Origin of the sequence: Pseudorhodoplanes sp. (genome assembly GCF_050250235.1) — a bacterium.
Classification (GTDB): domain Bacteria; phylum Pseudomonadota; class Alphaproteobacteria; order Rhizobiales; family Xanthobacteraceae; genus Pseudorhodoplanes.
Window position 1 is genome coordinate 16,686 of sequence record NZ_JBFWPA010000043.1, and the last position, 20,486, is coordinate 37,171.

A 20,486-nucleotide genomic window follows, 5' to 3' on the forward strand; every position below is an offset into this window, starting at 1 on the left:
TCATGGCACTCGCGCGCAACCGCAGAGATCGCAACGTCGATTACTGGCCGGGCTTTGTCGACGCGCTGTCGACGCTGCTGCTCGGCATCATCTTTCTTCTGTCGATTTTCGCGGTGGTGCAGTTCTATCTTTCGCAGGAAGTCACCGGCAAGGATACGGCGCTGCAGCGGCTGACCGCCCAGATCGCCCAGCTCACCGACCTGCTGGCGCTGGAGCGCTCGAGCCGCTCCAATCTCGAGGAACTGCTCGGCAGCATGCGCTCCAATCTGGCGGCGACCGAATCCGAGCGCGACCGGCTGCGCGGCCTCGCTGACGGTGCCGGTGGCGCCGCTGCCGCTCAGGGCCGGGCGAACGAACTCGCCGCCGCGCTCGATCTCGAGAAGCAGAGTGTGGCACGTGCGCTTGCGCAGGTGGAATTGCTGAACCAGCAAATCGCAGCGCTCCGCCGCCAGCTTGGCGCAATCGAAGGCGCGCTGGAAATCTCCGAGAAGCGCGAGCGCGATTCCCAGAGCAAGATCGCCGATCTCGGACAGCGGCTCAACCTCGCGCTGGCGCAGCGCGTGCAGGAATTGCAGCGCTTCCGCTCCGACTTTTTCGGCCGCTTGCGGCAGATTCTCGGAAGCCGGCCCGACGTGCGAATCGTCGGCGATCGCTTCGTGTTTCAGTCGGAGGTGTTTTTCGATCCGGGTCAGGCTGTGCTGAAGCCGGAAGGTCGCGCCGAGATTGACAAGATCGCAGACGCGCTCATCGAACTCGAAAAGAAGATTCCGCCTGACATCGCCTGGGTCATGCGGGTGGACGGCCATACCGACATCCGGCCGATCGCGAATGTGCAATTTCCCTCGAACTGGGAGTTGTCGTCGGCACGCGCGATTGCGGTTGTCCAGTACATGATCTCGCGCGGCATCTCGCCGCAGCGCCTGGTCGCGGCCGGCTTCGGCGAGTTCCAGCCGCTTGATACCGACAAGACCGAAGAGGCCTTTCGCCGCAACCGCAGGATTGAGCTGAAACTGACCGAGCGATAACGTCGCCCGCGGCAAGCCTCCGGGGAATGATCCATTCATGCCGCAAACGGTGAAGCTCAGGCCCTATCACCCTGCTGACGATCAACCGGCGCTGGCACTCTGGCAGCGCAGCTGGCAACTGGCCTATCCACAGATCGACTTTTCCCAGCGCGCGGACTGGTTCCGCGAGCATTGGAGCGACCTGAAACAGGATTCCAGGATCGTCATCGCCGAATACGAGCCGGCGCCGGATCATCTTGCGGGCTTTGTCGCGGTATCGCCGCGCACCGGCTATCTCGACCAGATCGTGGTCGCCCCGGAGCTGCAGCATCATGGCGTCGGCAAGGCGCTGATCGACGCCGCCAAGCAGATCGGGCGCGAAGGCCTCTACCTGCATGTCAACAAGGACAACGAACGCGCGCTCGGTTTCTATCGGAAATGCGGCTTCGTGATCGCGGGCGAGGATATCAACCGCAGGTCCGGCGCGCCGGTCTACATGATGACGTGGCGGCCCGGTCAGGACTTCCCGGAACCCTGAGAGGTGGCGTGGTCAGGACAGTCCGAATTGCAGCCGCGCCAGCCGCGAATAGAGTCCGCCGGCGCCCGCGAGCTGCTCGTGCGTTCCCTCTTCAACAATCCGTCCCTGCTCCAGCACAAGGATGCGGTCGCAGGAGAGAACGGTTGCGAGCCGGTGCGCGATGACGAGCGTGGTGCGCCCCTCCATCGAATGCGCCAGCGCCGTCTGCACCAGGGTCTCGCTTTCGGCATCCAGCGAGGAGGTCGCCTCATCGAGCAGCAGCAACGGCGCGTTGCGCAGGATCGCGCGCGCGATCGCGATGCGCTGGCGCTGCCCGCCCGACAATGTGACCCCGCGCTCGCCAATCAGGGTCGCGAAACCCTGCGGCAGCCTTCGAATGAACTCGGTCGCCGCTGCCATCTCGGCCGCACGCTCGATCTCGGCATCACTCGCATCCGGCTTGCCGAAAGCGATGTTGTCGCGCACCGAAGCCGCGAAGATCGCGGATTCCTGCGGCACCAGCGCGATGTGACGGCGCAGATCCAGCGGATCGGTGTCGGCGACATTCACGCCGTCGAATGTCACACGCCCCGATGCCGGATCGTAGAAGCGCAGAATGAGATGAAAGATCGTGCTCTTTCCGGCGCCCGACGGTCCGACGATCGCAACTTTCTCGCCGGGCGTCGCGCGGAATGTTACGCCGTCAAGCGCGGGCTGGTCGGGCCGCGTCGGGTAGAAAAAGCGCACATTCTCGAACGCGATTTCGGCGCGCGCCTTGTCGGGCAGGGCCACCGGATGGGCGGGCGGCTTCACGTCCGGCTTGACGTGCAGAATCTCGAACAACCGCTCCGCGGCGCCGGAAGCCTGCTGAACCTCGCCCCAGACCTCGCTCAACTGGCCAAGTCCCCCGGCCGCGAATACCGCATAGAGCACGAACTGGCTGAGCCGCCCCGGCGTCATGCCACCCGCCAGGACATCGACCGCGCCGATCCACAGCACGACCACGACGCTTGCGAAAATCAGGAATACTGCAATCGCGGTCAACACCGATCGCGACAGCGTCGATTGCCGCGCCGCCTCGAATGCCGCCTCGACCGCCGCACCAAAACGCTTCGCGGCATAGCTCTCGCTGGTGAACGCCTGCAGGGTGCGGATCGCGCCAACGGTTTCGGCGGCGTAAGCCGATGCATCCGCAAGTGAATCCTGCGCCATGCGGGATCGCCTGCGCACCGCGCGCCCGAACGCAACGAGCGGCAGCACGATCACCGGGATCACCGCCAGCACAAACAGCGACAGTTTCGGGCTGGTGATCACCATCATGGTGCCGGCGCCGAGGAACAGCACCAGATTGCGCAGCGCCACCGAAACCGAGGCGCCGACCGCAGCCTTGATCTGGGTGGTGTCGGCGGTCAGCCGCGACATCATCTCGCCGGTCTGCGAACGGTCGAAGAAGGACGGCGACAGCCGCGTGAGATGAGCGAACACCTCCTCGCGCAGGTCGGACACGATGCGCTCGCCCAGCGTGGTGACGAGGTAGTAGCGAAACGCACTCGCCAATGCGAGCACGAACACCACCCCGATCATCACCGTGAAATAATTGTCGATCAGCGCGCGCTCGCCACTGAAGCCGTGATCGATCATGCGGCGGACCGCGACCGGCACGGCGAGCGTCGCCAGCGCCGCCACCAGGAGCGCCACGCAGGCCAACAGCGCCCGGGTCCGGTACCGGAGCAGATAGGGGACCAGGAGCCGGAGCGGCTTCAGGGACGTGCGCCCCGCCGCTCTCGCGCGGATCGCGTCCTCGGTCGCCGCGCCTTTCCCACTCTCCGCCACAAGGGCCATCTTGCCCGGTCTCCGGCTGGTTGCAGGCCCCTGAATGCCGCGTGCCGGAGGGCCCCGCAAGGCCGAATCGACGCACCTTGTGCCTCGGGCTCGCCTGCGTTATAGACGCCGCGAATTTTCACGCATCGGCAGGTCCAAAAAAGCGCAGCTTACAGAGCGCGTGGGAGCCCATCATGAAATCCGGCATTCACCCGAATTACCACACCATTACTGTCAAGATGACCGACGGCACCGAGTTCGTCACCCGCTCCACCTGGGGCAAGGATGGCGACACGATGTCTCTGGACATCGATCCGAAGTCGCACCCGGCCTGGACCGGCGGCTCTCAGCAATTGCTCGACCGCGGCGGGCGCCTGTCGCGTTTCCAGAAAAAATTCTCGGGCTTCATCAAGGACGACGCAGGCAAGAAGTAGCCGGCGCGGCGCCCTTCACGTCATCCGCCCGGGATTCAGGCCTTGCGCTCGAATGCCGCCCTCAGCATGCCGATCTGGTGCTCGACCGGGTTGTTGCTGTTGCGCGGCATGGCCGAGGGAGCATGGATGGTGGCATCGAGCCGCCGCACCTGATCGGCCAGCGACAGCGAACGCCGGATCAGCGACACCAGCGTGTCGGGAAGCATCTGCAGGGTATCCTCGTCGGCCGAGAAGGTCGGCGACAATTTCACCTTGGTCTTTTCCTGATTGACCTGCGAGAGCGACATTTCGCCCTCCTTCACCGCGCGATGCAGCAGCAGCCACGATGCAAGCTGCATCAGGCGCGTGGTCAGCCGCATGCTCTCGGTCGCATAGGTGAGCGCGGCCGCGCGTGGCAGCCCCTTGGATTCCTTGCGACCCGGACCATCGAGATAGGCCGCGGTTTCTTCAACCAGCCCCATCCCGTCGCGGAACAATTGCGAGAAGGCCTGCGAGCCCGCGAGCTTTTCCCGGAACGAGATCGGGCCGCCCGCCTCAAAGGATAGATCCGACATCACGCTACGCCTCACCCCAATGCACGCAACCGGCAAGGACGTCGCACAATGCCCGGTCGGTGCAACCGCCAAACTCGTCGGCGGACCATACGGGTTGCAGGCGGACCGGGTAAAGCGAATGCGAAGCTAATTTGATGTCATAGTTGCCAAGAGACGCTTCCTTTCACCACCACGGCCCTGTGTGTTCCGATATGGCACAGGAAAAAAGAGCCGCCGTTTCCGGCGGCTCAAGTGGATAACAGGGAGGCGTCAAACAGAGTGGACAGGAGCCACTCGATGTCCAGAAGATGGACGCCGCAGTAATACCGGGGAAAGCTTAAAGCATCGTTAAATGCAAAACGATCGGTAAACCCGGACGCGGAAAATGCGCGGACCGGGAACCGTTAACCTTGCTACTTCCTGAAGAACTGATCCGCCGCGCTGCGCGTCGACTGTTTCTTTGCGATATCGGCCTCCAGCCGCACGACCTCCTCGCGCAGCAGCGCAATTCGCTCGTTCAGTTCGCCGACGGAAAGCAAAGTCAGATCCTGGCCGATTTCATGGGCGATTTTTTTCTTGGGCCGGTCGTCGTCTTCGAATGCAGGCATCGCGGGCCTCCGTACCGGCGAAATCTAGCTTCGTCCGGCCGGGTTGTCACACGCCCGCACGGCCACTATCACAAGGTCTCCGCTCGTCCCGCCATGCTGCTAGCCAAGCCCACGCCTGGATCGCCCGCTTGCGCGGGAATGGACGGAGAACCGCTTCCGGCCCCTTGCTCCCTCAGGACATGCTCATGACCGCACTCCCCGCCCAGATGACCGTGATCGGAATCAAGGAACCGGGCGGACCGGAGGTGCTGGTGCCCGAACAGCGCGACATTCCGAAGCCGGGCAAGGGCGAGATTCTCGTCAAGGTCGCAGCCGCGGGCGTCAACCGGCCGGACGTGCGCCAGCGTCAGGGTTCCTATCCGCCGCCCAAGGGTGCGGGGGATATTCCAGGCCTTGAGATCGCCGGCGAAATCGTCGCCCTTGGTGAAGGCGTCACGAGGTGGAAACTCGGCGACAAAGTCTGCGCCCTCGTGGTCGCGGGCGGTTATGCCGAATATTGCCTCGCCCATGACAGTCACGCGCTGCCGGTGCCGCCATCGCTGTCGATGGTCGAAGCCGCGGCGATGCCGGAAACCTTCTTCACGGTCTGGCAGCACCTGATGATGCGTTGCCATTTCAAGAGCGGCGAGTGGGTTCTGGTGCATGGCGGCACGTCGGGCATCGGCACCACGGGCATCATGCTGGTCAAGAATTTCGGCGGACATGTCGTCACCACCGCCGGATCCGACGAAAAATGCGCGGCGGCAAGGAAACTCGGCGCCGATGTCGCGGTGAATTACAAGACCCAGGACTTCGTCGAGGAGACCAAGAAGGCGACCGGCGGCAAGGGCGCCAATGTGATCCTCGACATCGTCGGCGGCGATTACATCGACCGCAATTACGACGCCGCCGCCGACCAGGGCCGGATCGCCCAGATTTCGTTCGCGGGCGGGCCGAAAGCTACCGCGAATTTCGCGCGCCTGATGGCAAAGCGCCTTGTGCACGAAGGCTCGACGCTGCGCCCGCGCACCATCGCCGAGAAGGCCGAGATCGCCAAGGGCATCGAGGAAAAGGTCTGGCCGCTGGTCGAGGCCGGCAAGATCAGGCCGGTGATCGATTCCACGTTCCCGCTGGCGAAGGCCGCCGATGCGCATGCGCGAATGGAATCGAGCGCGCATATCGGCAAGATCGTGCTGACAGTCTGAGCGCCCCCGGCCCCGCGAGACGCGGCGCAATATCGAACCTGTTTCCCGAAACTTCGCCTGATCGTTCCCGATCAAGGCCGTGCCTGGCCGTTTACCGCCACCGGCACTCCCCTTTCCATAGTCCGCACGAAACCCCTATAACTGCAGCGCTGCCCCCGGCTGCGCCCCGAAATCGGCGTAAATGTCGGACTTTTCTACGCTTTACAGGACGGGGAACTTGCCGGGACGCCGCGCAACGATCATCACAACGCGACGGCCAGCGGGCTTGCGACGAGAATTGACGCAGGCCGCGGCTGCGCTGGCGCTTGCTTTCGCGACGCTGTGGCTGGCGCTCTCTCCCGCATGCGCGGTCGATGCGGTGAACGTGCGAACCGATGCGCCCGCCATCGACCTGACGCTCGCGGCGGAGCGGCCCAAGACCGATGGCGACCGGGTCCAGGTCTCGACCGCACCCGGCCCCGACGGCATCGTGCGCCGCATCGAGGTGCGCGGGCGCGAGGCCGGCAATTCCTGGGCGGTGTTCGCATTGGCCAATACCGGCGACGAGCAACTCGACCGGCTGATCGTCGTGCCGCATTACCGCATGGTCGGATCCGGATTGTTCTGGCCCGATCTCGGCCTGTCGCGCGTCGTGACGGTGACACCGAGCGCCGGTGAGCGCCCGGAGCGTCAGGATTCCGCCACCGCCGACGTGTTCCGCATCACGCTCGATCCGGGCTCCGTCGTGACCTATGTGCTGGAATTGCGCTCGGACAACCTGCCCCAACTCTATCTGTGGGAGCCGGATGCCTACAAGGACAAGATCAACTCCTTCACGCTCTATTACGGCATCGTCATCGGCATTTCGGGCTTGCTTGCGCTGTTCCTCACCATCCTGTTCGTGGTGAAGGGCTCGGTGATGTTCCCGGCGGCCGCGGCGCTCGGCTGGGCGGTGCTGGTCTATATCGGCATCGATTTCGGATTCTGGGGCAAGGTGTTCGACATGTCGGCCGGCGCCGAGCGCATCTGGCGCGCCATCGGTGAATGCGTGCTCGCCGCGACGCTTCTGGTCTTCCTGTTCGCCTATCTCAACCTCAGCCGATGGCATGTCCGCTACGCGCATATCACCATCGCCTGGCTCGGCGGTCTCGCCGCGCTGATCGCGGTCGCGCTCTATGATCCAGCGGTGGCGTCCGGCATCGCGCGCTTCTCGCTGCTGGGCGTCGCTTTCCTTGGCTTTGCGGTGGTTGTACTGCTGTCGACTCAAGGGTTCGATCGCGCGGTGCTGCTGATCCCGACCTGGTTCCTGCTCTGCATCTGGACCGTGGCAGCGGGGCTCACCATCGCGGGCCTCGTGACCAACGATATTGTCGGACCAGCACTCCTCGGCGGACTCGTGCTGATCGTGATGCTGATCGGCTTCACGGTAATGCAGCACGCCTTTGCGGGCTCGATCACGCACGGCATCGTCTCCGATGTCGAGCGGCGCGCGCTGGCGCTCACCGGCGCCGGCGACATGATCTGGGACTGGGACGTGTCCTCGGACAAGGTCTATACCAGTCCGGAAACCGAGGCGATGCTCGGGCTCAAGCGCGGCGCGCTGGAAGGCTCGGCGGCGAAATGGCTCGACGTGCTGCATCCGCTCGATCGCGACCGCTTTCGCGCGACGCTCGACAGCGTGATCGAACAGCGCCGCGGCCGCCTGATCGAGGATTTTCGCCTGCGCACACCGGATGGCCATTATCTGTGGTTCACCCTGAAGGCGCGGCCGGTGGTCGGTTCCGACGGCGAGGTGGTGCGGCTCGTCGGCACGCTCACCGACGTGACCGAGTTCAAGACCGCGGAAGAGCGGCTGCTGCACGACGCCGTGCATGACAACCTGACAGGGCTTCCAAACCGCCAGCTCTTCATCGATCGTTTCGAGGCGGTGCTCGGCTTTGCCAAGAACGATCCGGCAATGCGGCCAACGGTGATCATGATCGATCTCGACCGCTTCAAGCAGGTCAACGATTCCGTTGGCATGGCGGTCGGCGATTCCATCCTGCTCACGCTCGCGCGACGCCTCACCCGCCTGCTCAAGCCGCAGGACACCCTCGCACGCCTTTCCGGCGACCAGTTTGCGCTGATCCTTCTGTCGGAGCGCGATCCCGGCCGCATCATCGCCTTCGCGGAGAATATCCGGCGCACCATCCGCGCGCCGATCACCTTCAACGACCGCGAGATTTTCCTGACCGCTTCGATCGGATTGTGTCTCGCCGACGCCCAGTCCAACCGCACCGAGGAGATCCTGAAAGACGCCGAACTTGCGATGTATCACTCAAAGCGCATCGGCGGTGACCGCATCGAGGTGTTCAAGGCGGCGATGCGCGCGCGCAAATCCGACCGGCTGACCCTCGAATCCGAATTGCGGCGCGCGATCGAGCGCGAGGAGATCAAGCTTCTGTATCAGCCGATCGTGCGGCTCGAGGATCGCACCGTCGCCGGCTTCGAGGCGCTGGCCCGCTGGGACCATCCGAAGCTCGGCCGCATGTCGCCGGCCGAATTCATCACCATCGCTGAGGAAATCGGCCTCATCGTCGATCTCGGCATGTTCGCTCTCGAGCGAACCGCGCGCCAATTGAGCATCTGGCAGCGCACCCTGCGCGCGCAGGAGGGTGTGTTCGCCAGCGTCAATGTCTCGTCGAAACAGCTGCTGCGGCAGGATCTGATCGGCGACCTGCGAACCGTACTCGCACGGTCCTCGGTGATGCGCGGCACCCTCAAGCTCGAACTGACCGAATCCGTGGTGATGGAAAATCCCGAGCATGCGGCACAGATTCTGGCGCGTCTGCGCGAGCTTGGCGCCGGCCTCGCGCTCGACGATTTCGGCACCGGGCATTCGTCGCTGTCCTATCTGCAGCGCTTCCCGTTCGACACCATCAAGATCGATCAGTCCTTCGTTCGCATGAGCGCGAAGGGCACGCGTCCCGTGATCCTGCGCTCGATCATCGCGCTGGCGCATGACCTCGGCATGGAAACCGTGGCGGAAGGCGCCGAAACCGATTCCGATGCGGTCGAACTCTATCACATGGGCTGCGAGTACGCGCAGGGCTTCGTGTTCGGCCAGCCGATGACGGCGGAAGCCGCGACCAAGATGCTGTCCGGCGACCGGATGGAGCTGGCGCGATAAAGACGCCGCCCGCAATGAGCGCGATGGGCCTAAGCGTGCCCGGCCTCGCTCGAGAGCATTCCGGGCGCGATGCCGAGCTTGCGCATGGCCTTCTCGTATTTGCTCTCCGGCTCGCCGAAGATGAGTTCGGGATCGGCGGTGCAATGCAGCCAGCCGTTATTCTGGATCTCGGCTTCGAGCTGGCCCGGCGCCCAGCCGGCATAGCCAAGCGCCAGGATGGCGCTCTCGGGGCCGCTGCCGGTCGCGATCGCTTCGAGGATGTCGATGGTCGCGGTGAGGCAGATGCCCTCGTCGATCGGCAGCGTTGAGTTCTCGATGAAGAAATCCGAGGAATGCAGCACGAAGCCGCGCCCGGTCTCGACCGGACCTCCCTTCATCACCATCACATCGTCATGCCGCGTCGAAACCTCGATGGCATCACGGTCCGGTACGACATTGAGCTGCACCAGAAGGTCCGGGAACTTGATGTTGCTGGCGGGCTGGTTGACAACGATTCCCATCGCGCCTTCCGGTGAATGCGCGCAGATATAGATCAGGCTTTTCGCGAAGCGGTCATCGCTCATCGAGGGCGAGGCAATCAGCATCTGGCCGTCGAGATAGCCGCGTGCCGGCGGCTTTCCCCCCAGAGACTTCTGTCCGAGCCCTGTCTTCGGAATCTTCATGTCAGGAAGGTTAGCCGCTTCGCCGCGCCTTGTGAAAGAGAAGTTTCGCCACACCTCACGGCGAATTCAATGGAGCTCAACGGTCAAACTGCCTAAATCGTTGCGATGCATGCCCTGATAATTCGCACCGGCCGCGTCGCCACAATTGCACTCGCGGCCATGATTTTGCCCGTTCCCGCGGCATTTTCCGGCTCGTCGGAATGGGATGGCGACGCCCGCGCCGGAATGCGGGTTGTCGCGGGCGGGCCCAAAGTCGAAGACGGACGCGCGCTCGTGAGCGCTGGCGTGGAGATCCGGCTGGCACCGGGCTGGAAGACCTACTGGCGCTATCCGGGCGATTCCGGCGTGCCGCCTCATTTTGATTTCGCAAAATCTGAGAATGTGAAGTCGGTTCAGGTCGCATGGCCCGCGCCTCAGCGCTTCGCCGATGCGGACGGCGTCATCATTGGTTACAAGAGCAACGTGATGTTCCCGCTTCGTATCGAGCCGAAGGATGCGGCCAGACCCGTGGTGCTGCGGCTCGCACTGGATTACGCGATCTGCGAGAAGGTCTGCATTCCGGTCCAGGCCAGGGGCGAACTGACGATCAAGGGCGGCGCCAAAGGCTCCGAGATCGAAAAAGCCGAACAGACGGTGCCGCGCGCGCAGAAACTCGGCGCCGATGCGCCGCTCTCGGTCAAGGCGGTCCACCGCGACAACGGCGCGAAGCCTGCGCGGGTGCTGGTGGATGTCGCAGCGCCGCACGGCAGCGCCGTCGCGGTCTTTGCAGAAGGTCCGACCGCGGACTGGGCGCTGCCGGTCCCCGACAAGGTCGACGGCGCGCCCGCAGGGCTGCAGCGCTTCGCCTTCGCGCTGGACGGCCTGCCGCCCGGTGTGACCGCCGCCGGCGCCACGCTCAAGCTCACGGCGGTCGCAGGCACTGACGCGATCGAGACCACCTTCCGGCTCGACTAACGCGGTCACCCGGCCTATTTTGGCCGGCCTGTTTAGCAGCGCCCTTCCGTGCGGCCGGTCCAGGCCGCGCGCAACCACGTGACAATCGAAGAGGACCATCATGACCATCAAGGTCGGCGACACATTGCCCAGCACCACGTTCCGCGTCATGACCGCGGACGGACCGAAGCCGAAAACCACCGACGAGGTGTTCAAGGGCAAGAAGGTCGTGCTGTTCGCCGTCCCCGGCGCGTTCACCCCGACCTGCACCAAGAACCACCTGCCCGGCTTCGTTACCAATGCCGCCGCCATCAAGGCCAAGGGAATCGACGCGATCGCTGTGACGGCGGTCAACGATCCGTTCGTGATGGGCGCCTGGAAGGCCGCGGCCGGCTCCGACGACATCGAATTTCTGGCCGATGGCAGCGCCGACTTCGCCAAGGCGACCGGACTCGAACTGGATGCATCCGCCGGCGGCCTCGGCATTCGCTCGAAGCGCTATTGCATGGTGGTGGATGACGGCGTGGTGAAGTCGCTGTCGATCGAGGACGCGCCCGGCAAGGCCGACGCCTCCGGCGCCGACGCGCTGCTGAAGTCGCTGTAATCTGACTTCGGCGTCATTGCGAGCGAAGCGAAGCAATCCATCAAGCTGCCAGTTGAAATGCTGCGGTGGATTGCTTCGTCGCTTGCGCTCCTCGCAATGACGAGCTGACGCTACCTCCCCTTCAGCCGTAGTTCCGCGATCGCGGCGCGCGCCAGCTCATCCGCACGTTCGTTCAGATCGTGTCCGGCATGGCCCTTGACCCAGTGCCATTTGAGTTCGTGCCGCTGCAGCGCCGCATCGAGGCGCTGCCACAGGTCGACATTCTTCACCGGCTTCTTGTCGGCGGTGCGCCAGCCATTCTTCTTCCAGCCATGGATCCAGGCCGAGATGCCGTTCCGCACATACTGGCTGTCGGTATAGAGGTCGACGCGGCACGGCTTCTTCAGCGTCTCCAGCGCCGAGATCGCCGCCATCAATTCCATGCGGTTGTTGGTGGTGTGAGCCTCGCCGCCCTTGAGCTCTTTCGTGTGGTCGCCGGATTGCAGGATCGCGCCCCATCCGCCCGGTCCGGGATTGCCCGAGCAGGCGCCATCCGTATGGATGATGACATGCGGCAGGCTCACGCGAGTTCACGCGCCGCGACGCCGTAATCGTGAACGCTGTCCGCGTGCTGATGGAAGCGCAGCTTGCGGAAATATTCCTGCGGTGATTTCGGCCGCACCAGCGCGCCCGGCGGCACGTTCAGCCAGTCGACCACGCGCGTCGCGAGAAAGCGCAGCGCCGCACCACGCGCCAGCACCGGCATCGCCGCAAGCTCGGCATCGCTCATCGGCCGCACCCTGGCATAGGCCTGCAGCAGCGCGCGGCCCTTGGTGACATTGTAGGAGTGATCGTTCTCGAAGCACCAGGCGTTCAGACAGATCGCGACGTCGTAGGCGAGCATGTCATTGCAGGCGAAATAGAAGTCGATCACGCCCGACAGCCGCTCGCCGAGGAAGAAGACGTTGTCCGGAAACAGGTCGGCATGGATCACGCCTTCAGGCAGGCCGCGCGGCCAGGCCTGATCGAGAAAATCGAGTTCGTCGCGGATTGCCGAAAGCATGCCCGGCTGGATGGAGTCGATCCGGTCCGCGCAGGAATCGAACAGCGGACGGAGCTTGGTGGCCGCCAGCGCATTGGTGCGATGGTCCCTGAAGTCCGCGCCGGCCAGATGAAGCCGTGCCAGCGCCTCGCCGACCGCCGTGCAATGACTCGCCTCCACGCGGCGCATCCAGACGCCGTCAAGGAAGGTCACGACCGCCGCGGCGCGCCCGCAGAGTTCTCCGAGCGGCCGGCCGTCGCGCCGACGCACCGGCTGCGGGCAATTGATGCCGCGCGCGGCCAGATGCTCCATCAGCGCGACAAAAAACGGAAGATCCTCGACCGCGACCAGCCGCTCATAGAGCGTCAGGATGAAATATCCGGCATCGGTGTGCAGCAGGAAGTTGGAATTCTGCACGCCCTCGGCGATGCCCTTGTAGGACAACAGCTTGCCGATGTCGTAGCCTTCCAGAAAGGCATCGAGCTCTTCGACCGGAACGTCGGTATAGACCGCCACCGGCTACTCCGTGGCTTCGGACGGCCGCAGCGGACGCGGCAGCGGGAAGAACATGGTCTCTTCGGTCGCCGACATGGTCTCGACCCTGACGTCATAACGCTGCGCAAAGGCATCGAGCACTTCCTCGACCAGCACTTCCGGCGCCGAAGCGCCGGCGGTGATGCCGAGCGACGCAACCGCTCCGAATTTTTCCCAGTCGATATCGGCTGCGCGCTGCATTAGCACCGCATGCGGACAGCCGGCCCGCTCCGCGACCTCCTTGAGCCGCTGCGAGTTCGAGGAATTCGGTGCGCCCACCACGATCATCGCTTCGACCCGCGGCGCAACCAGCTTCACCGCATCCTGCCGGTTGGTGGTGGCGTAGCAGATGTCCTCCTTATGCGGACCGACGATGGCCGGAAAACGCGCGTTGAGAACCTCCACGATCTCGTTGGTGTCGTCGACCGACAATGTGGTCTGCGTCACATAGGCGAGGTTGCCGGCGTCCTTCGGCATGAAGTCGCGCGCTTCCTCCGTCGTCTGAATCAGGGTCACGGCCCCTTCGGGCAATTGCCCGATGGTGCCGATCACTTCGGGATGGCCGGCATGGCCGATCAGCAGGATTTCGCGGCCCCGGCGGAAATGGATGTCGGCCTCGCGATGCACCTTGGTCACCAGCGGACAGGTGGCGTCCAGCGTAATGAAATTGCGCGCCTTGGCGGCTTCGGGGACTGATTTCGGCACGCCGTGGGCGGAAAACACCACCGGCGCGTCGGTATTGGGAATTTCGTCCAGATCTTCGACAAAGATCGCGCCCTTGGCCTTCAAGGCGTCGACCACATACCGGTTGTGCACGATCTCGTGCCGGACATAGACGGGGGGACCGTACAGTGCGAGCGCACGCTCCACCGAATCGATCGCGCGCACCACGCCGGCGCAGAACCCGCGCGGAGAGCACAGAACGATCCGCAACGGCGGCTTTTTACCGCCCGGCATGCCCGAAGGGCCGGTCATCGGCATCATTTTTCATCGGAACTCTACCCGCGACATGGGGGCGGCAGCCCCGGGAAGTCAAGGCACAGCATTCGACTTAACGGCTCGGAAAAGCTATAGTGCTTTGATGGTCCGCGGGGGCGGACCGGGGCTTTGCGCAATGAAGGCGATCCATTTTCGATACTTGGCCGTGGCGGTCCTAGCCGCGAACCTGGGCGGCTGCGTCAGCAGCGGCGGCTACCATGTGGAGAATGCTACCGGGCAGCCGATTCCCCATCACGCCCTGGCTGACGACGTGTTCCTCGACGGAACCGGCCCCACGGCGCGCCGTCTGGCCCGCATGCCCTCGACCCATGTGGTCGAGCGCCACCACGCCGAGCCACCACCGCCCGGCGCTCCGACCCGCGCCGTTGTGCGCAAGCGTCCAACCGCTCTGGAGCGTCCCGAAGATCTTTCCAGCACGACGGGAACCCGCAATTCGGTCTCAAACGATGCCAACAAGCCGTTTTCCGATCAATGGTGGGAAAATGAGCGGCGGGAGGATGCGCGGTTGAAGCGGGTCATGAATATCTGCCGGGGCTGCTGAGCCGGGCCGAGGGCTCTGTCACAGGTTGCCCGCACCGGCGCCAGGGCCTATATTCCGGCCATTCCTGTCATCCCCGATGACGACCTGCTTCGCCTTCTCAAATTCGCCCCCACGGGCGGGCGGAGCGCGAAGGAGATTTTTTGCCATGCAGGAAGCGCCGTTGATGCCGAAGGCCACCGCCGTGTGGCTGGTAGAGAACACCGCGCTGTCGTTCGATCAGATCGCCGAATTCTGCAAGCTTCATCCGCTCGAGGTGAAGGCGATCGCGGACGGCGATTCGGCACAGGGGATCAAGGGGCTTGACCCGATCCAGACCGGCCAGCTGACCCGCGAGGAGATCGAGCAGGCCGAGCAGAACAAGAACCGCCGCCTGCACCTCGCCGAGCGCAAGGTCCGCGTGCCCGAACAGAAGACCAAGCGCGGCCCGCGCTATACGCCCGTGTCGCGCCGACAGGACCGTCCCAATGCGATCCTGTGGCTGATCCGCAACCATCCCGAGTTGAAGGACAGCCAGATCATGCGCCTTGTCGGCACCACCAAGTCGACGATCCAGAGCATCCGCGAGCGCAGCCACTGGAATGCCCCCAATCTGAGCCCGCTCGATCCGGTGACGCTCGGCCTGTGCTCGCAGATCGATCTCGACATGCAGGTCGCCAAGGCGGCCAAGGAGAAGCCCGCGCCGTCCGATCACGAGCGCGTCACATTGCTGCCGGCCTCGGTCACGACGGCGCCGGAGCAGGAGCCGGTGCATGAAGACAGCCGGGCCGCCGCGGCAAGCGCCAAGTCACAGGAAGACGCCGATGTCGCGTCGGTCTTCGCCAAGCTGAAGAAGATCGGCGGGACAAAAGCCGACGACGAGGAATAGCCGCCCTCGCCTGCAAGATCGCGCGGGCGACCTCGCCTGCGCATGGACGCACCTCCACACAGGCACAAACCTTGCTATCCTCACGCCGGCCTCGTGCAGGATTGTGAGGATCATCTCATGGAATTCCGACCGGATCGCCGCGCCCTTCTGGTACTCGCGGGCGGGCTCGGCTGCTCGGCCCTCACCCGAGCGGCGCGGGCGCAGGCCAAGCCGAAGGTTGCCGCGCTGTTCGCCGGCCGGATCGATGACGGCGGGTTCATGGAATCCGGCTATCGCGGGCTGGTCGCAGCCCGGGACGCGCTGGGGGTCGAGATCGGATGGCGCGACGGCGTCAAGCCAAACCGCGATCTGCTCGAAACCGCGTTGCGCGAACTCGCGCGCAGCGGTGCGGCTCTGGTGATTGCGCATGGCGGCCAGAACAACGAAGCTGCAAGACTGGTGGCGGCGGAATTCCCCGACATCCGTTTCGTCGTCACCCAGGGCAACGTGACCGGCGCGAACCTCGCAAGCTACGAGGTCCTGCAGGAAGAATCCGCGTTTCTTGCGGGCGCGCTGGCGGCCATGACCACAAAGACAGGCGTCGTCGGGCACATGTCGGGCATTCGCGTCGTGCCGGGGCTGAAGGGGCGCGCCGCCTATGCGAACGGCGTCGCCCATGCAGACCAAAAGGTCCGCCTGCTGACCAATTTTTCCGGCAATCAGGACGACAATCCGCTGTCGAAGCGCGTGGCGTCCGCGATGATCGCGCAAGGGGCTGACGTCATCTTCACCATGCTCAATGCCGGCCGTAGCGGTGCGATCGAAGCCTGCCGCGAGGGCGGCGCCAAGCAGATCGGCAATGTGCGCGACTGGGTCACGGTGATGCCGGATGTGTTCATCGGATCGGCGATCGCCAATTCAGGTATTGCGCTCCTGCGGGCGGTGGAAGACCTGAATGCGGGAACGCTGAAGACCGGCGCCATCGAGAAGATCGGACTGGCTCGGCCGGACGCCGTGCGTCTCACCATGTCGGAAGCGATTGGCACTGATCTGCGCAAGAAAGTCGAAGACCTTGCCTTGGCGATCAAGGACGGTCGGGTGCACGTCTCGACCGAGTGGAGCGGCGCGGAATTTCCCAATCCGTCCTGAGCGGCTCAATCCACCGCGAGCTTTCCCCTGGCGACGGTCTCGCGCCAGATCTCGGCCTCGGCTTTGGCGGCCTTCGCAAATTGCGCCGGCGTCTCGCCGCCCGGCAGAAAGCCCAGCTCGCCGAGCTTTCTGGCAACCGCCTCATCGGCAAGTGCGGCTTTCACGGCTTCGTGCAGCGCGTCAATCGCCTCCTGTGGCGTATTCTTTGGCGCGGCCAGTCCCCACCAGTTCTCGGCGACATAACCCGGCACGCCGCTTTCGCTTGCGGTCGGCACGTCCGGGACATTCGGCAACCGCTGGTCGGCGGCAACTGCGAGCGCTTTCGCCTTCCCCGACTGAACGAACGCACGCCCAACGCCCCAACCGGCAAGATAGAGTTGCACGTCGTTGGTGATGAGCGCCTGCATCGCCGGCGGCGCACCACGATATGGCACATGGACAAGCTCGATGTCTGTGAGCTGCTTCAGCCGCTCCACCGCCAGATGCGGCGTGGTACCGACACTCGGCGACGAATAGCTGAGCTTTCCCGGATTGGCCTTGGCATGGGCGACGAACTCGCCCAGCGTCTTCACCGGCACTGACGGGTTCATGTACATCACCGAGGGCACCACCGCGACCCGCGTGATCGGCGCGAACTCCGTCAGCGGATCGAAGCTGGTCTTCGGGAACATGAACTGGTTGATGACGAAATTGTTGGTGGCGCCCATCATCAGCGTGTGACCGTCCGGCGCGGCACTCGCGACCGCCTTGGCCCCGATCATGCCGCCACCGCCGCCGCGCGCATCAATGACGATCGGCTGTCCCAGCTTCTTTTCCATCGCTGTCGAAATCAGGCGCGTGATCATGTCGCCAGCGCCGCCTGCGGCATAGGGCACGATGATCGTCACCGGCCGCTCGGGGAACGCGGCAAAGGCGCGGCGCGGTGCGAAGACTGCCGCCCCGGCCGCGGTTGCGATGAAGGCGCGTCGGGTCAGTTTCATCATGGCAATTCTCCGGTTCACAGGTCGATGCGCATCAGATCATGGGCGATCTGCAGCGGCCCCCGGTAGACGCTGCGGATTTCGGAAACGAAGGCGTCGATCTGATGCGGCCCCATCAGGTCGACCGGCAGATGCTTTCCGGCCGCGCGCTTCAGCACCGGGCTGAGCGAATCCACATGGCCGATATGGGTCGCGACCACCTGCTTCACGCCGGCTTCGACCGCGAGCCGGCCGAGGTCCTGCGGGCTGGTATGCGAGAAGGTGCCGACCTGCGACTTGCGCCGGTGCTCGATGAAGGCCTCGGTGAAAGTGCATTCGTGAATCAGCAGATCGGCGTCGCGCGACAGCCGCAGAATATTCTCGCAGGGCGCGGTATCGCCGGAGAACACCACCACCCTGCCTTCCGCCTCGACTCGAAAGCCGTAGCAGGGCGAAATCTCCGCCGGAATGTGATCCATCAGGGCTGCGGTGACGCGCAGTTCCCTGTCCTCCAACACCAGGCCCTGCGCGTATTCCGTCACATTCGGACGGATCGCTTCCATGTTGGCCTGCCGCGCGGGATAGGCGCCGCGCGCGCGGATATCCGCATCGAAGGCGCCGCCCTCGAACAGATGACCGGCCATTTTCGCGGTGCCGTCGGGGCCGAAAATGTTCAGCGCGCCGACCCGGTTCAGAATCCAGCTCGAGATCACGAAGAACGGCAATTCGCAGACATGGTCGTGATGCAGGTGCGTGAGGAAAAGGTCGCCGATATCGGCCGGATTGACGTCGATGCGCATGAGCTGGCGCGTCGCGCCATGCCCGCAATCGAGCATCAGGTGGCGGCCGCTCGCCAGCGTGATCAGGATCGAGGTGTGGCAGCGGTCGGGATCGGGCAAGGCCGCGCCGGTACCGAGCAGCACGATGCGCATAAGCAGGCTTCTCCTGTCCCCTTCACTATGGACAATTCGAGTGATAAACAGAAATCGCATTATGCTATTGAGTGATAACCGGTTGGAATGATGCAAATGTCGTCGCCGCTGCGGATGCGCCATCTCGATGTGCTGCTCGCGGTCGCGGCCGAGGGCTCGATGCAGCGCGCCGCGCAACGCGTTCACCTGACCCAGCCAGCGATTTCCAAACTGGTGCGCGAGATGGAGACGATGTTCGGCGCGACGCTGTTCGAGCGATCAAAGCGTGGTGTCATGCTGACCGAAAGCGGCCGCGCGCTTGCGATCCGCGCCGAGTATCTGCGCAACGATATGGACAATGCGCGCGAGGAAGTCGCGGCGATCGCACGCGGCACGCTCGGATCGCTGCGGATCGGCGCCCTGCCCGTGGCCGAGAGCAGGCTGCTGCCGAAAAGCCTGATGGCGCTGCGGCGGATCGCGCCGGACCTGCGCGTTCGCGTGCACGACGGCACCGGTGCGGCGCTGCTCGGTTCGCTCCGGCGGGGCGAACTCGATTGCGTCATCGGCCGTCTCGACTCCCGCGCGGACGGCAAGGATCTCGTCGCCGAGAAACTGCTGCGGCTGCCGACCCGGATCGTTGCGCGCCGCCAGCATCCGCTGGCTGCGAAAAGGCGACTGAGGCCGGAAGACCTTGCGTCCTATCCATGGGTATTGCCGCAGCCCGGCGCGCCGATCCGCACCGTGATCGACGGCATCTTCGCCGCCGCGGGAATCGCGGCTCCCGTTCCGATCGTCGAATCGACCTCGATCCGTCTGAACTACGAACTGGTTCGCTCCTCCGACATGATCGGCGTGATGCCGGATGATGCGGCGACCGCCTACAAGGCAGACCGCGCGCTCGCGATCCTCTCATTCGAGCTGGGCGACCGATTGCCCTATGTCGGGGTCATGCGGCGTACCGCCCCGCCCTCGCACGCCTTGAGCCTTTTCCTGCGGCTGCTGCGCGAAACTTGTGGATAGTTGAGCGCGACTCAGGCGGTATTTGGCTGCCCCTCACATCGCCCGTGCCCGTTCGGCGTCAGTTGTGGCTTCCCTGCACTAGGTGCGCTGCCGCGACGCAGATAAGGTCCGGCCCTCATCGGCGGGGGCGTCGAAGGGAATCTCTATGAAATTGCAGGTCTTTCTAGCCTTTTCGGTGATCGCTTCCGTAGCCGTGCAAGCTTCCGCCCAGACCGCCGAAACCCGCCATGCGGCAGCCAGTCCGGCGGTCAGCGCCGCAGAGACCGAAGCGGCGCCGAAGCCTCAACCCGCTCCCGCACCTCCCGCCACCGCGGCGGTCGATCCGTCTCCCCGAGCCGATGCAAAGCCGCGGACGCGTCCGGTCCGCCGTGCCGCACCGGCCCCGCAGCGGCCGATGACCTGGGGCGAGCGCATGCGTGCCATGTGGGGCATCAACAATCGACCGGCTGATCCGAACCGGAACGCCCGCCAGCAACGGCAATATCCGGCAGCACCCGCCTATTCTGCGCGGCCGAACAACCGCCTGATGTTCGGGATGTTCTACACCAGGATCCCGCGCCGGACCGTGGCGTTCCCCGGCAATTACGCGCCCGGTACCATCATCGTGCGCCACCGCGAGAAGCGGCTCTATTACGTGCTCGGTAACGGACAGGCGATCCAGTATGGCGTCGCCGTCGGGCGCGAAGGCGCAGCCTGGTCGGGCACCTCCGTTGTCTCAAACAAGCGCGAATGGCCAAGCTGGACGCCGACGCCTGCGATCCTGGCGCGCCAGCCGAACCTGCCGCGCCACATGGAAGGCGGCCCGCAGAATCCGATGGGCGCGCGCGCGCTCTATCTGGGCGACACGCTCTATCGTATCCACGGCACCAACGAGCCCTGGATGATTGGCGAGGAAGTCTCGTCCGGCTGCATTCGCATGACCAATGACGACGTCATCGATCTCTATAACCGCACCCGCATGGGTGCGACCGTGATCGTGCAGCGCTAGACCGGTTCACCGGAAAACAGGGGGCGCCGCAACGGAATCGTTGCGGGGGCCAGACGGCCGGGCGAAAGCCCG

General features: G+C 64.6%; 21 protein-coding genes. 12 read left to right on the forward strand and 9 right to left on the reverse strand.

The genetic code is table 11. From position 1 onward, the window contains the following. Positions 1-2: 2 nt before the first annotated feature. Positions 3-1,025, forward strand: coding sequence for a peptidoglycan -binding protein (locus AB7F49_RS18855; protein WP_428525106.1), 1,023 nt, complete (start codon positions 3-5; stop codon positions 1,023-1,025). A 37-nt stretch (positions 1,026-1,062) separates the two neighbouring features. Continuing rightward, complete coding sequence (locus AB7F49_RS18860) at positions 1,063-1,542, forward strand: GNAT family N-acetyltransferase (protein WP_428525108.1); 480 nt, start codon at positions 1,063-1,065, stop codon at positions 1,540-1,542. 12 nt (positions 1,543-1,554) lie between these two features. Here AB7F49_RS18860 and AB7F49_RS18865 read toward each other — a convergent pair whose 3' ends face one another. Further along, positions 1,555-3,363: an ABC transporter transmembrane domain-containing protein gene (locus AB7F49_RS18865; protein WP_428525110.1), complete on the reverse strand. Its 1,809-nt coding sequence runs from the start codon at positions 3,361-3,363 to the stop codon at positions 1,555-1,557. A 173-nt stretch (positions 3,364-3,536) separates the two neighbouring features. On the opposite strand from AB7F49_RS18865, the gene rpmE reads away from it, so the two are divergent. After that, on the forward strand, positions 3,537-3,776 hold the full coding sequence (gene rpmE / locus AB7F49_RS18870; protein ID WP_428525112.1) for a 50S ribosomal protein L31: 240 nt from the start codon (positions 3,537-3,539) through the stop codon (positions 3,774-3,776). 35 nt (positions 3,777-3,811) lie between these two features. Here rpmE and AB7F49_RS18875 read toward each other — a convergent pair whose 3' ends face one another. Both AB7F49_RS18875 and AB7F49_RS18880 read right to left on the reverse strand, forming a co-directional pair. Next, on the reverse strand, positions 3,812-4,330 hold the full coding sequence (locus AB7F49_RS18875; RefSeq protein ID WP_428525114.1) for a DUF1465 family protein: 519 nt from the start codon (positions 4,328-4,330) through the stop codon (positions 3,812-3,814). 392 nt (positions 4,331-4,722) lie between these two features. Then, positions 4,723-4,917, reverse strand: a complete 195-nt coding sequence (locus AB7F49_RS18880) for a DUF1192 domain-containing protein (RefSeq protein WP_428525116.1) — start codon at positions 4,915-4,917, stop codon at positions 4,723-4,725. Positions 4,918-5,102: 185 nt separating this feature from the next. On the opposite strand from AB7F49_RS18880, the gene AB7F49_RS18885 reads away from it, so the two are divergent. Together AB7F49_RS18885 and AB7F49_RS18890 are read left to right on the forward strand one after the other, a co-directional pair. Continuing rightward, positions 5,103-6,101 carry an NAD(P)H-quinone oxidoreductase gene (locus tag AB7F49_RS18885; protein WP_428525118.1) on the forward strand — a complete coding sequence of 333 codons (999 nt, stop codon included), beginning with the start codon at positions 5,103-5,105 and terminating at the stop codon, positions 6,099-6,101. A gap of 277 nt (positions 6,102-6,378) precedes the next feature. Continuing rightward, a complete protein-coding gene (locus AB7F49_RS18890; RefSeq protein ID WP_428525120.1) occupies positions 6,379-9,249 on the forward strand; it encodes an EAL domain-containing protein in 2,871 nt (956 codons plus the stop codon). 29 nt (positions 9,250-9,278) lie between these two features. On the opposite strand, the gene AB7F49_RS18895 is transcribed toward AB7F49_RS18890, so the two are convergent. Beyond that, the gene (locus tag AB7F49_RS18895; protein WP_428525122.1) at positions 9,279-9,911 is read right to left on the reverse strand and encodes a YqgE/AlgH family protein; all 633 of its coding nucleotides are present in this window, start codon (positions 9,909-9,911) and stop codon (positions 9,279-9,281) included. Positions 9,912-10,016: 105 nt separating this feature from the next. Here AB7F49_RS18895 and AB7F49_RS18900 point away from each other — a divergent pair, with 105 nt between their 5' ends. Beyond that, the gene (locus AB7F49_RS18900; protein WP_428525124.1) at positions 10,017-10,865 is read left to right on the forward strand and encodes a protein-disulfide reductase DsbD domain-containing protein; all 849 of its coding nucleotides are present in this window, start codon (positions 10,017-10,019) and stop codon (positions 10,863-10,865) included. Positions 10,866-10,965: 100 nt separating this feature from the next. Next, positions 10,966-11,448, forward strand: coding sequence for a peroxiredoxin (locus AB7F49_RS18905; protein WP_428525126.1), 483 nt, complete (start codon positions 10,966-10,968; stop codon positions 11,446-11,448). Between the two features lie 110 nt (positions 11,449-11,558). Here AB7F49_RS18905 and rnhA read toward each other — a convergent pair whose 3' ends face one another. The 3 genes from rnhA to ispH are packed head-to-tail and all read right to left on the reverse strand — an operon-like array spanning position 11,559 to position 13,978. Next, a complete protein-coding gene (gene rnhA, locus AB7F49_RS18910; RefSeq protein ID WP_428525180.1) occupies positions 11,559-12,005 on the reverse strand; it encodes a ribonuclease HI in 447 nt (148 codons plus the stop codon). Positions 12,006-12,007: 2 nt separating this feature from the next. Continuing rightward, entirely contained in the window at positions 12,008-12,985 is a 978-nt protein-coding gene (thrB, locus tag AB7F49_RS18915) for a homoserine kinase (RefSeq protein ID WP_428525128.1), read from the reverse strand. Positions 12,986-12,988: 3 nt separating this feature from the next. Further along, entirely contained in the window at positions 12,989-13,978 is a 990-nt protein-coding gene (ispH, locus tag AB7F49_RS18920; RefSeq protein ID WP_428525130.1) for a 4-hydroxy-3-methylbut-2-enyl diphosphate reductase, read from the reverse strand. A 139-nt stretch (positions 13,979-14,117) separates the two neighbouring features. Between ispH and AB7F49_RS18925 the strand changes: the two genes are divergently transcribed. From AB7F49_RS18925 to AB7F49_RS18935, 3 genes are all read left to right on the forward strand, one after another. Continuing rightward, positions 14,118-14,543, forward strand: coding sequence for a hypothetical protein (locus AB7F49_RS18925; protein ID WP_428525131.1), 426 nt, complete (start codon positions 14,118-14,120; stop codon positions 14,541-14,543). Between the two features lie 145 nt (positions 14,544-14,688). Next, positions 14,689-15,408: a DUF1013 domain-containing protein gene (locus AB7F49_RS18930; RefSeq protein WP_428525133.1), complete on the forward strand. Its 720-nt coding sequence runs from the start codon at positions 14,689-14,691 to the stop codon at positions 15,406-15,408. Between the two features lie 117 nt (positions 15,409-15,525). Beyond that, on the forward strand, positions 15,526-16,536 hold the full coding sequence (locus AB7F49_RS18935; RefSeq protein ID WP_428525135.1) for a BMP family protein: 1,011 nt from the start codon (positions 15,526-15,528) through the stop codon (positions 16,534-16,536). Between the two features lie 5 nt (positions 16,537-16,541). On the opposite strand, the gene AB7F49_RS18940 is transcribed toward AB7F49_RS18935, so the two are convergent. After that, a complete protein-coding gene (locus AB7F49_RS18940; RefSeq protein ID WP_428525137.1) occupies positions 16,542-17,519 on the reverse strand; it encodes a Bug family tripartite tricarboxylate transporter substrate binding protein in 978 nt (325 codons plus the stop codon). A gap of 14 nt (positions 17,520-17,533) precedes the next feature. Then, on the reverse strand, positions 17,534-18,427 hold the full coding sequence (locus tag AB7F49_RS18945) for an MBL fold metallo-hydrolase (protein ID WP_428525139.1): 894 nt from the start codon (positions 18,425-18,427) through the stop codon (positions 17,534-17,536). 96 nt (positions 18,428-18,523) lie between these two features. On the opposite strand from AB7F49_RS18945, the gene AB7F49_RS18950 reads away from it, so the two are divergent. After that, on the forward strand, positions 18,524-19,426 hold the full coding sequence (locus AB7F49_RS18950; RefSeq protein ID WP_428525141.1) for a LysR substrate-binding domain-containing protein: 903 nt from the start codon (positions 18,524-18,526) through the stop codon (positions 19,424-19,426). Positions 19,427-19,952: 526 nt separating this feature from the next. Then, on the forward strand, positions 19,953-20,414 hold the full coding sequence (locus AB7F49_RS18955; protein WP_428525182.1) for a L,D-transpeptidase: 462 nt from the start codon (positions 19,953-19,955) through the stop codon (positions 20,412-20,414). The last annotated feature ends 72 nt before the right edge of the window (positions 20,415-20,486 follow it).

What these genes read in the sequence shown, in the direction of transcription:
- AB7F49_RS18855 (WP_428525106.1), top strand. Translation starts at nt 3, where the DNA reads ATGGCACTCGCGCGCAACCGCAGAGATCGCAACGTCGATTACTGGCCG.
- AB7F49_RS18860 (WP_428525108.1), top strand. Translation starts at nt 1,063, where the DNA reads ATGCCGCAAACGGTGAAGCTCAGGCCCTATCACCCTGCTGACGATCAA.
- AB7F49_RS18865 (WP_428525110.1), bottom strand. Translation starts at nt 3,363, where the DNA reads ATGGCCCTTGTGGCGGAGAGTGGGAAAGGCGCGGCGACCGAGGACGCG.
- rpmE (WP_428525112.1), top strand. Translation starts at nt 3,537, where the DNA reads ATGAAATCCGGCATTCACCCGAATTACCACACCATTACTGTCAAGATG.
- AB7F49_RS18875 (WP_428525114.1), bottom strand. Translation starts at nt 4,330, where the DNA reads ATGTCGGATCTATCCTTTGAGGCGGGCGGCCCGATCTCGTTCCGGGAA.
- AB7F49_RS18880 (WP_428525116.1), bottom strand. Translation starts at nt 4,917, where the DNA reads ATGCCTGCATTCGAAGACGACGACCGGCCCAAGAAAAAAATCGCCCAT.
- AB7F49_RS18885 (WP_428525118.1), top strand. Translation starts at nt 5,103, where the DNA reads ATGACCGCACTCCCCGCCCAGATGACCGTGATCGGAATCAAGGAACCG.
- AB7F49_RS18895 (WP_428525122.1), bottom strand. Translation starts at nt 9,911, where the DNA reads ATGAAGATTCCGAAGACAGGGCTCGGACAGAAGTCTCTGGGGGGAAAG.
- AB7F49_RS18900 (WP_428525124.1), top strand. Translation starts at nt 10,017, where the DNA reads ATGCATGCCCTGATAATTCGCACCGGCCGCGTCGCCACAATTGCACTC.
- AB7F49_RS18905 (WP_428525126.1), top strand. Translation starts at nt 10,966, where the DNA reads ATGACCATCAAGGTCGGCGACACATTGCCCAGCACCACGTTCCGCGTC.
- ispH (WP_428525130.1), bottom strand. Translation starts at nt 13,978, where the DNA reads ATGACCGGCCCTTCGGGCATGCCGGGCGGTAAAAAGCCGCCGTTGCGG.
- AB7F49_RS18925 (WP_428525131.1), top strand. Translation starts at nt 14,118, where the DNA reads ATGAAGGCGATCCATTTTCGATACTTGGCCGTGGCGGTCCTAGCCGCG.
- AB7F49_RS18930 (WP_428525133.1), top strand. Translation starts at nt 14,689, where the DNA reads ATGCAGGAAGCGCCGTTGATGCCGAAGGCCACCGCCGTGTGGCTGGTA.
- AB7F49_RS18935 (WP_428525135.1), top strand. Translation starts at nt 15,526, where the DNA reads ATGGAATTCCGACCGGATCGCCGCGCCCTTCTGGTACTCGCGGGCGGG.
- AB7F49_RS18940 (WP_428525137.1), bottom strand. Translation starts at nt 17,519, where the DNA reads ATGATGAAACTGACCCGACGCGCCTTCATCGCAACCGCGGCCGGGGCG.
- AB7F49_RS18945 (WP_428525139.1), bottom strand. Translation starts at nt 18,427, where the DNA reads ATGCGCATCGTGCTGCTCGGTACCGGCGCGGCCTTGCCCGATCCCGAC.
- AB7F49_RS18950 (WP_428525141.1), top strand. Translation starts at nt 18,524, where the DNA reads ATGTCGTCGCCGCTGCGGATGCGCCATCTCGATGTGCTGCTCGCGGTC.
- AB7F49_RS18955 (WP_428525182.1), top strand. Translation starts at nt 19,953, where the DNA reads ATGTTCGGGATGTTCTACACCAGGATCCCGCGCCGGACCGTGGCGTTC.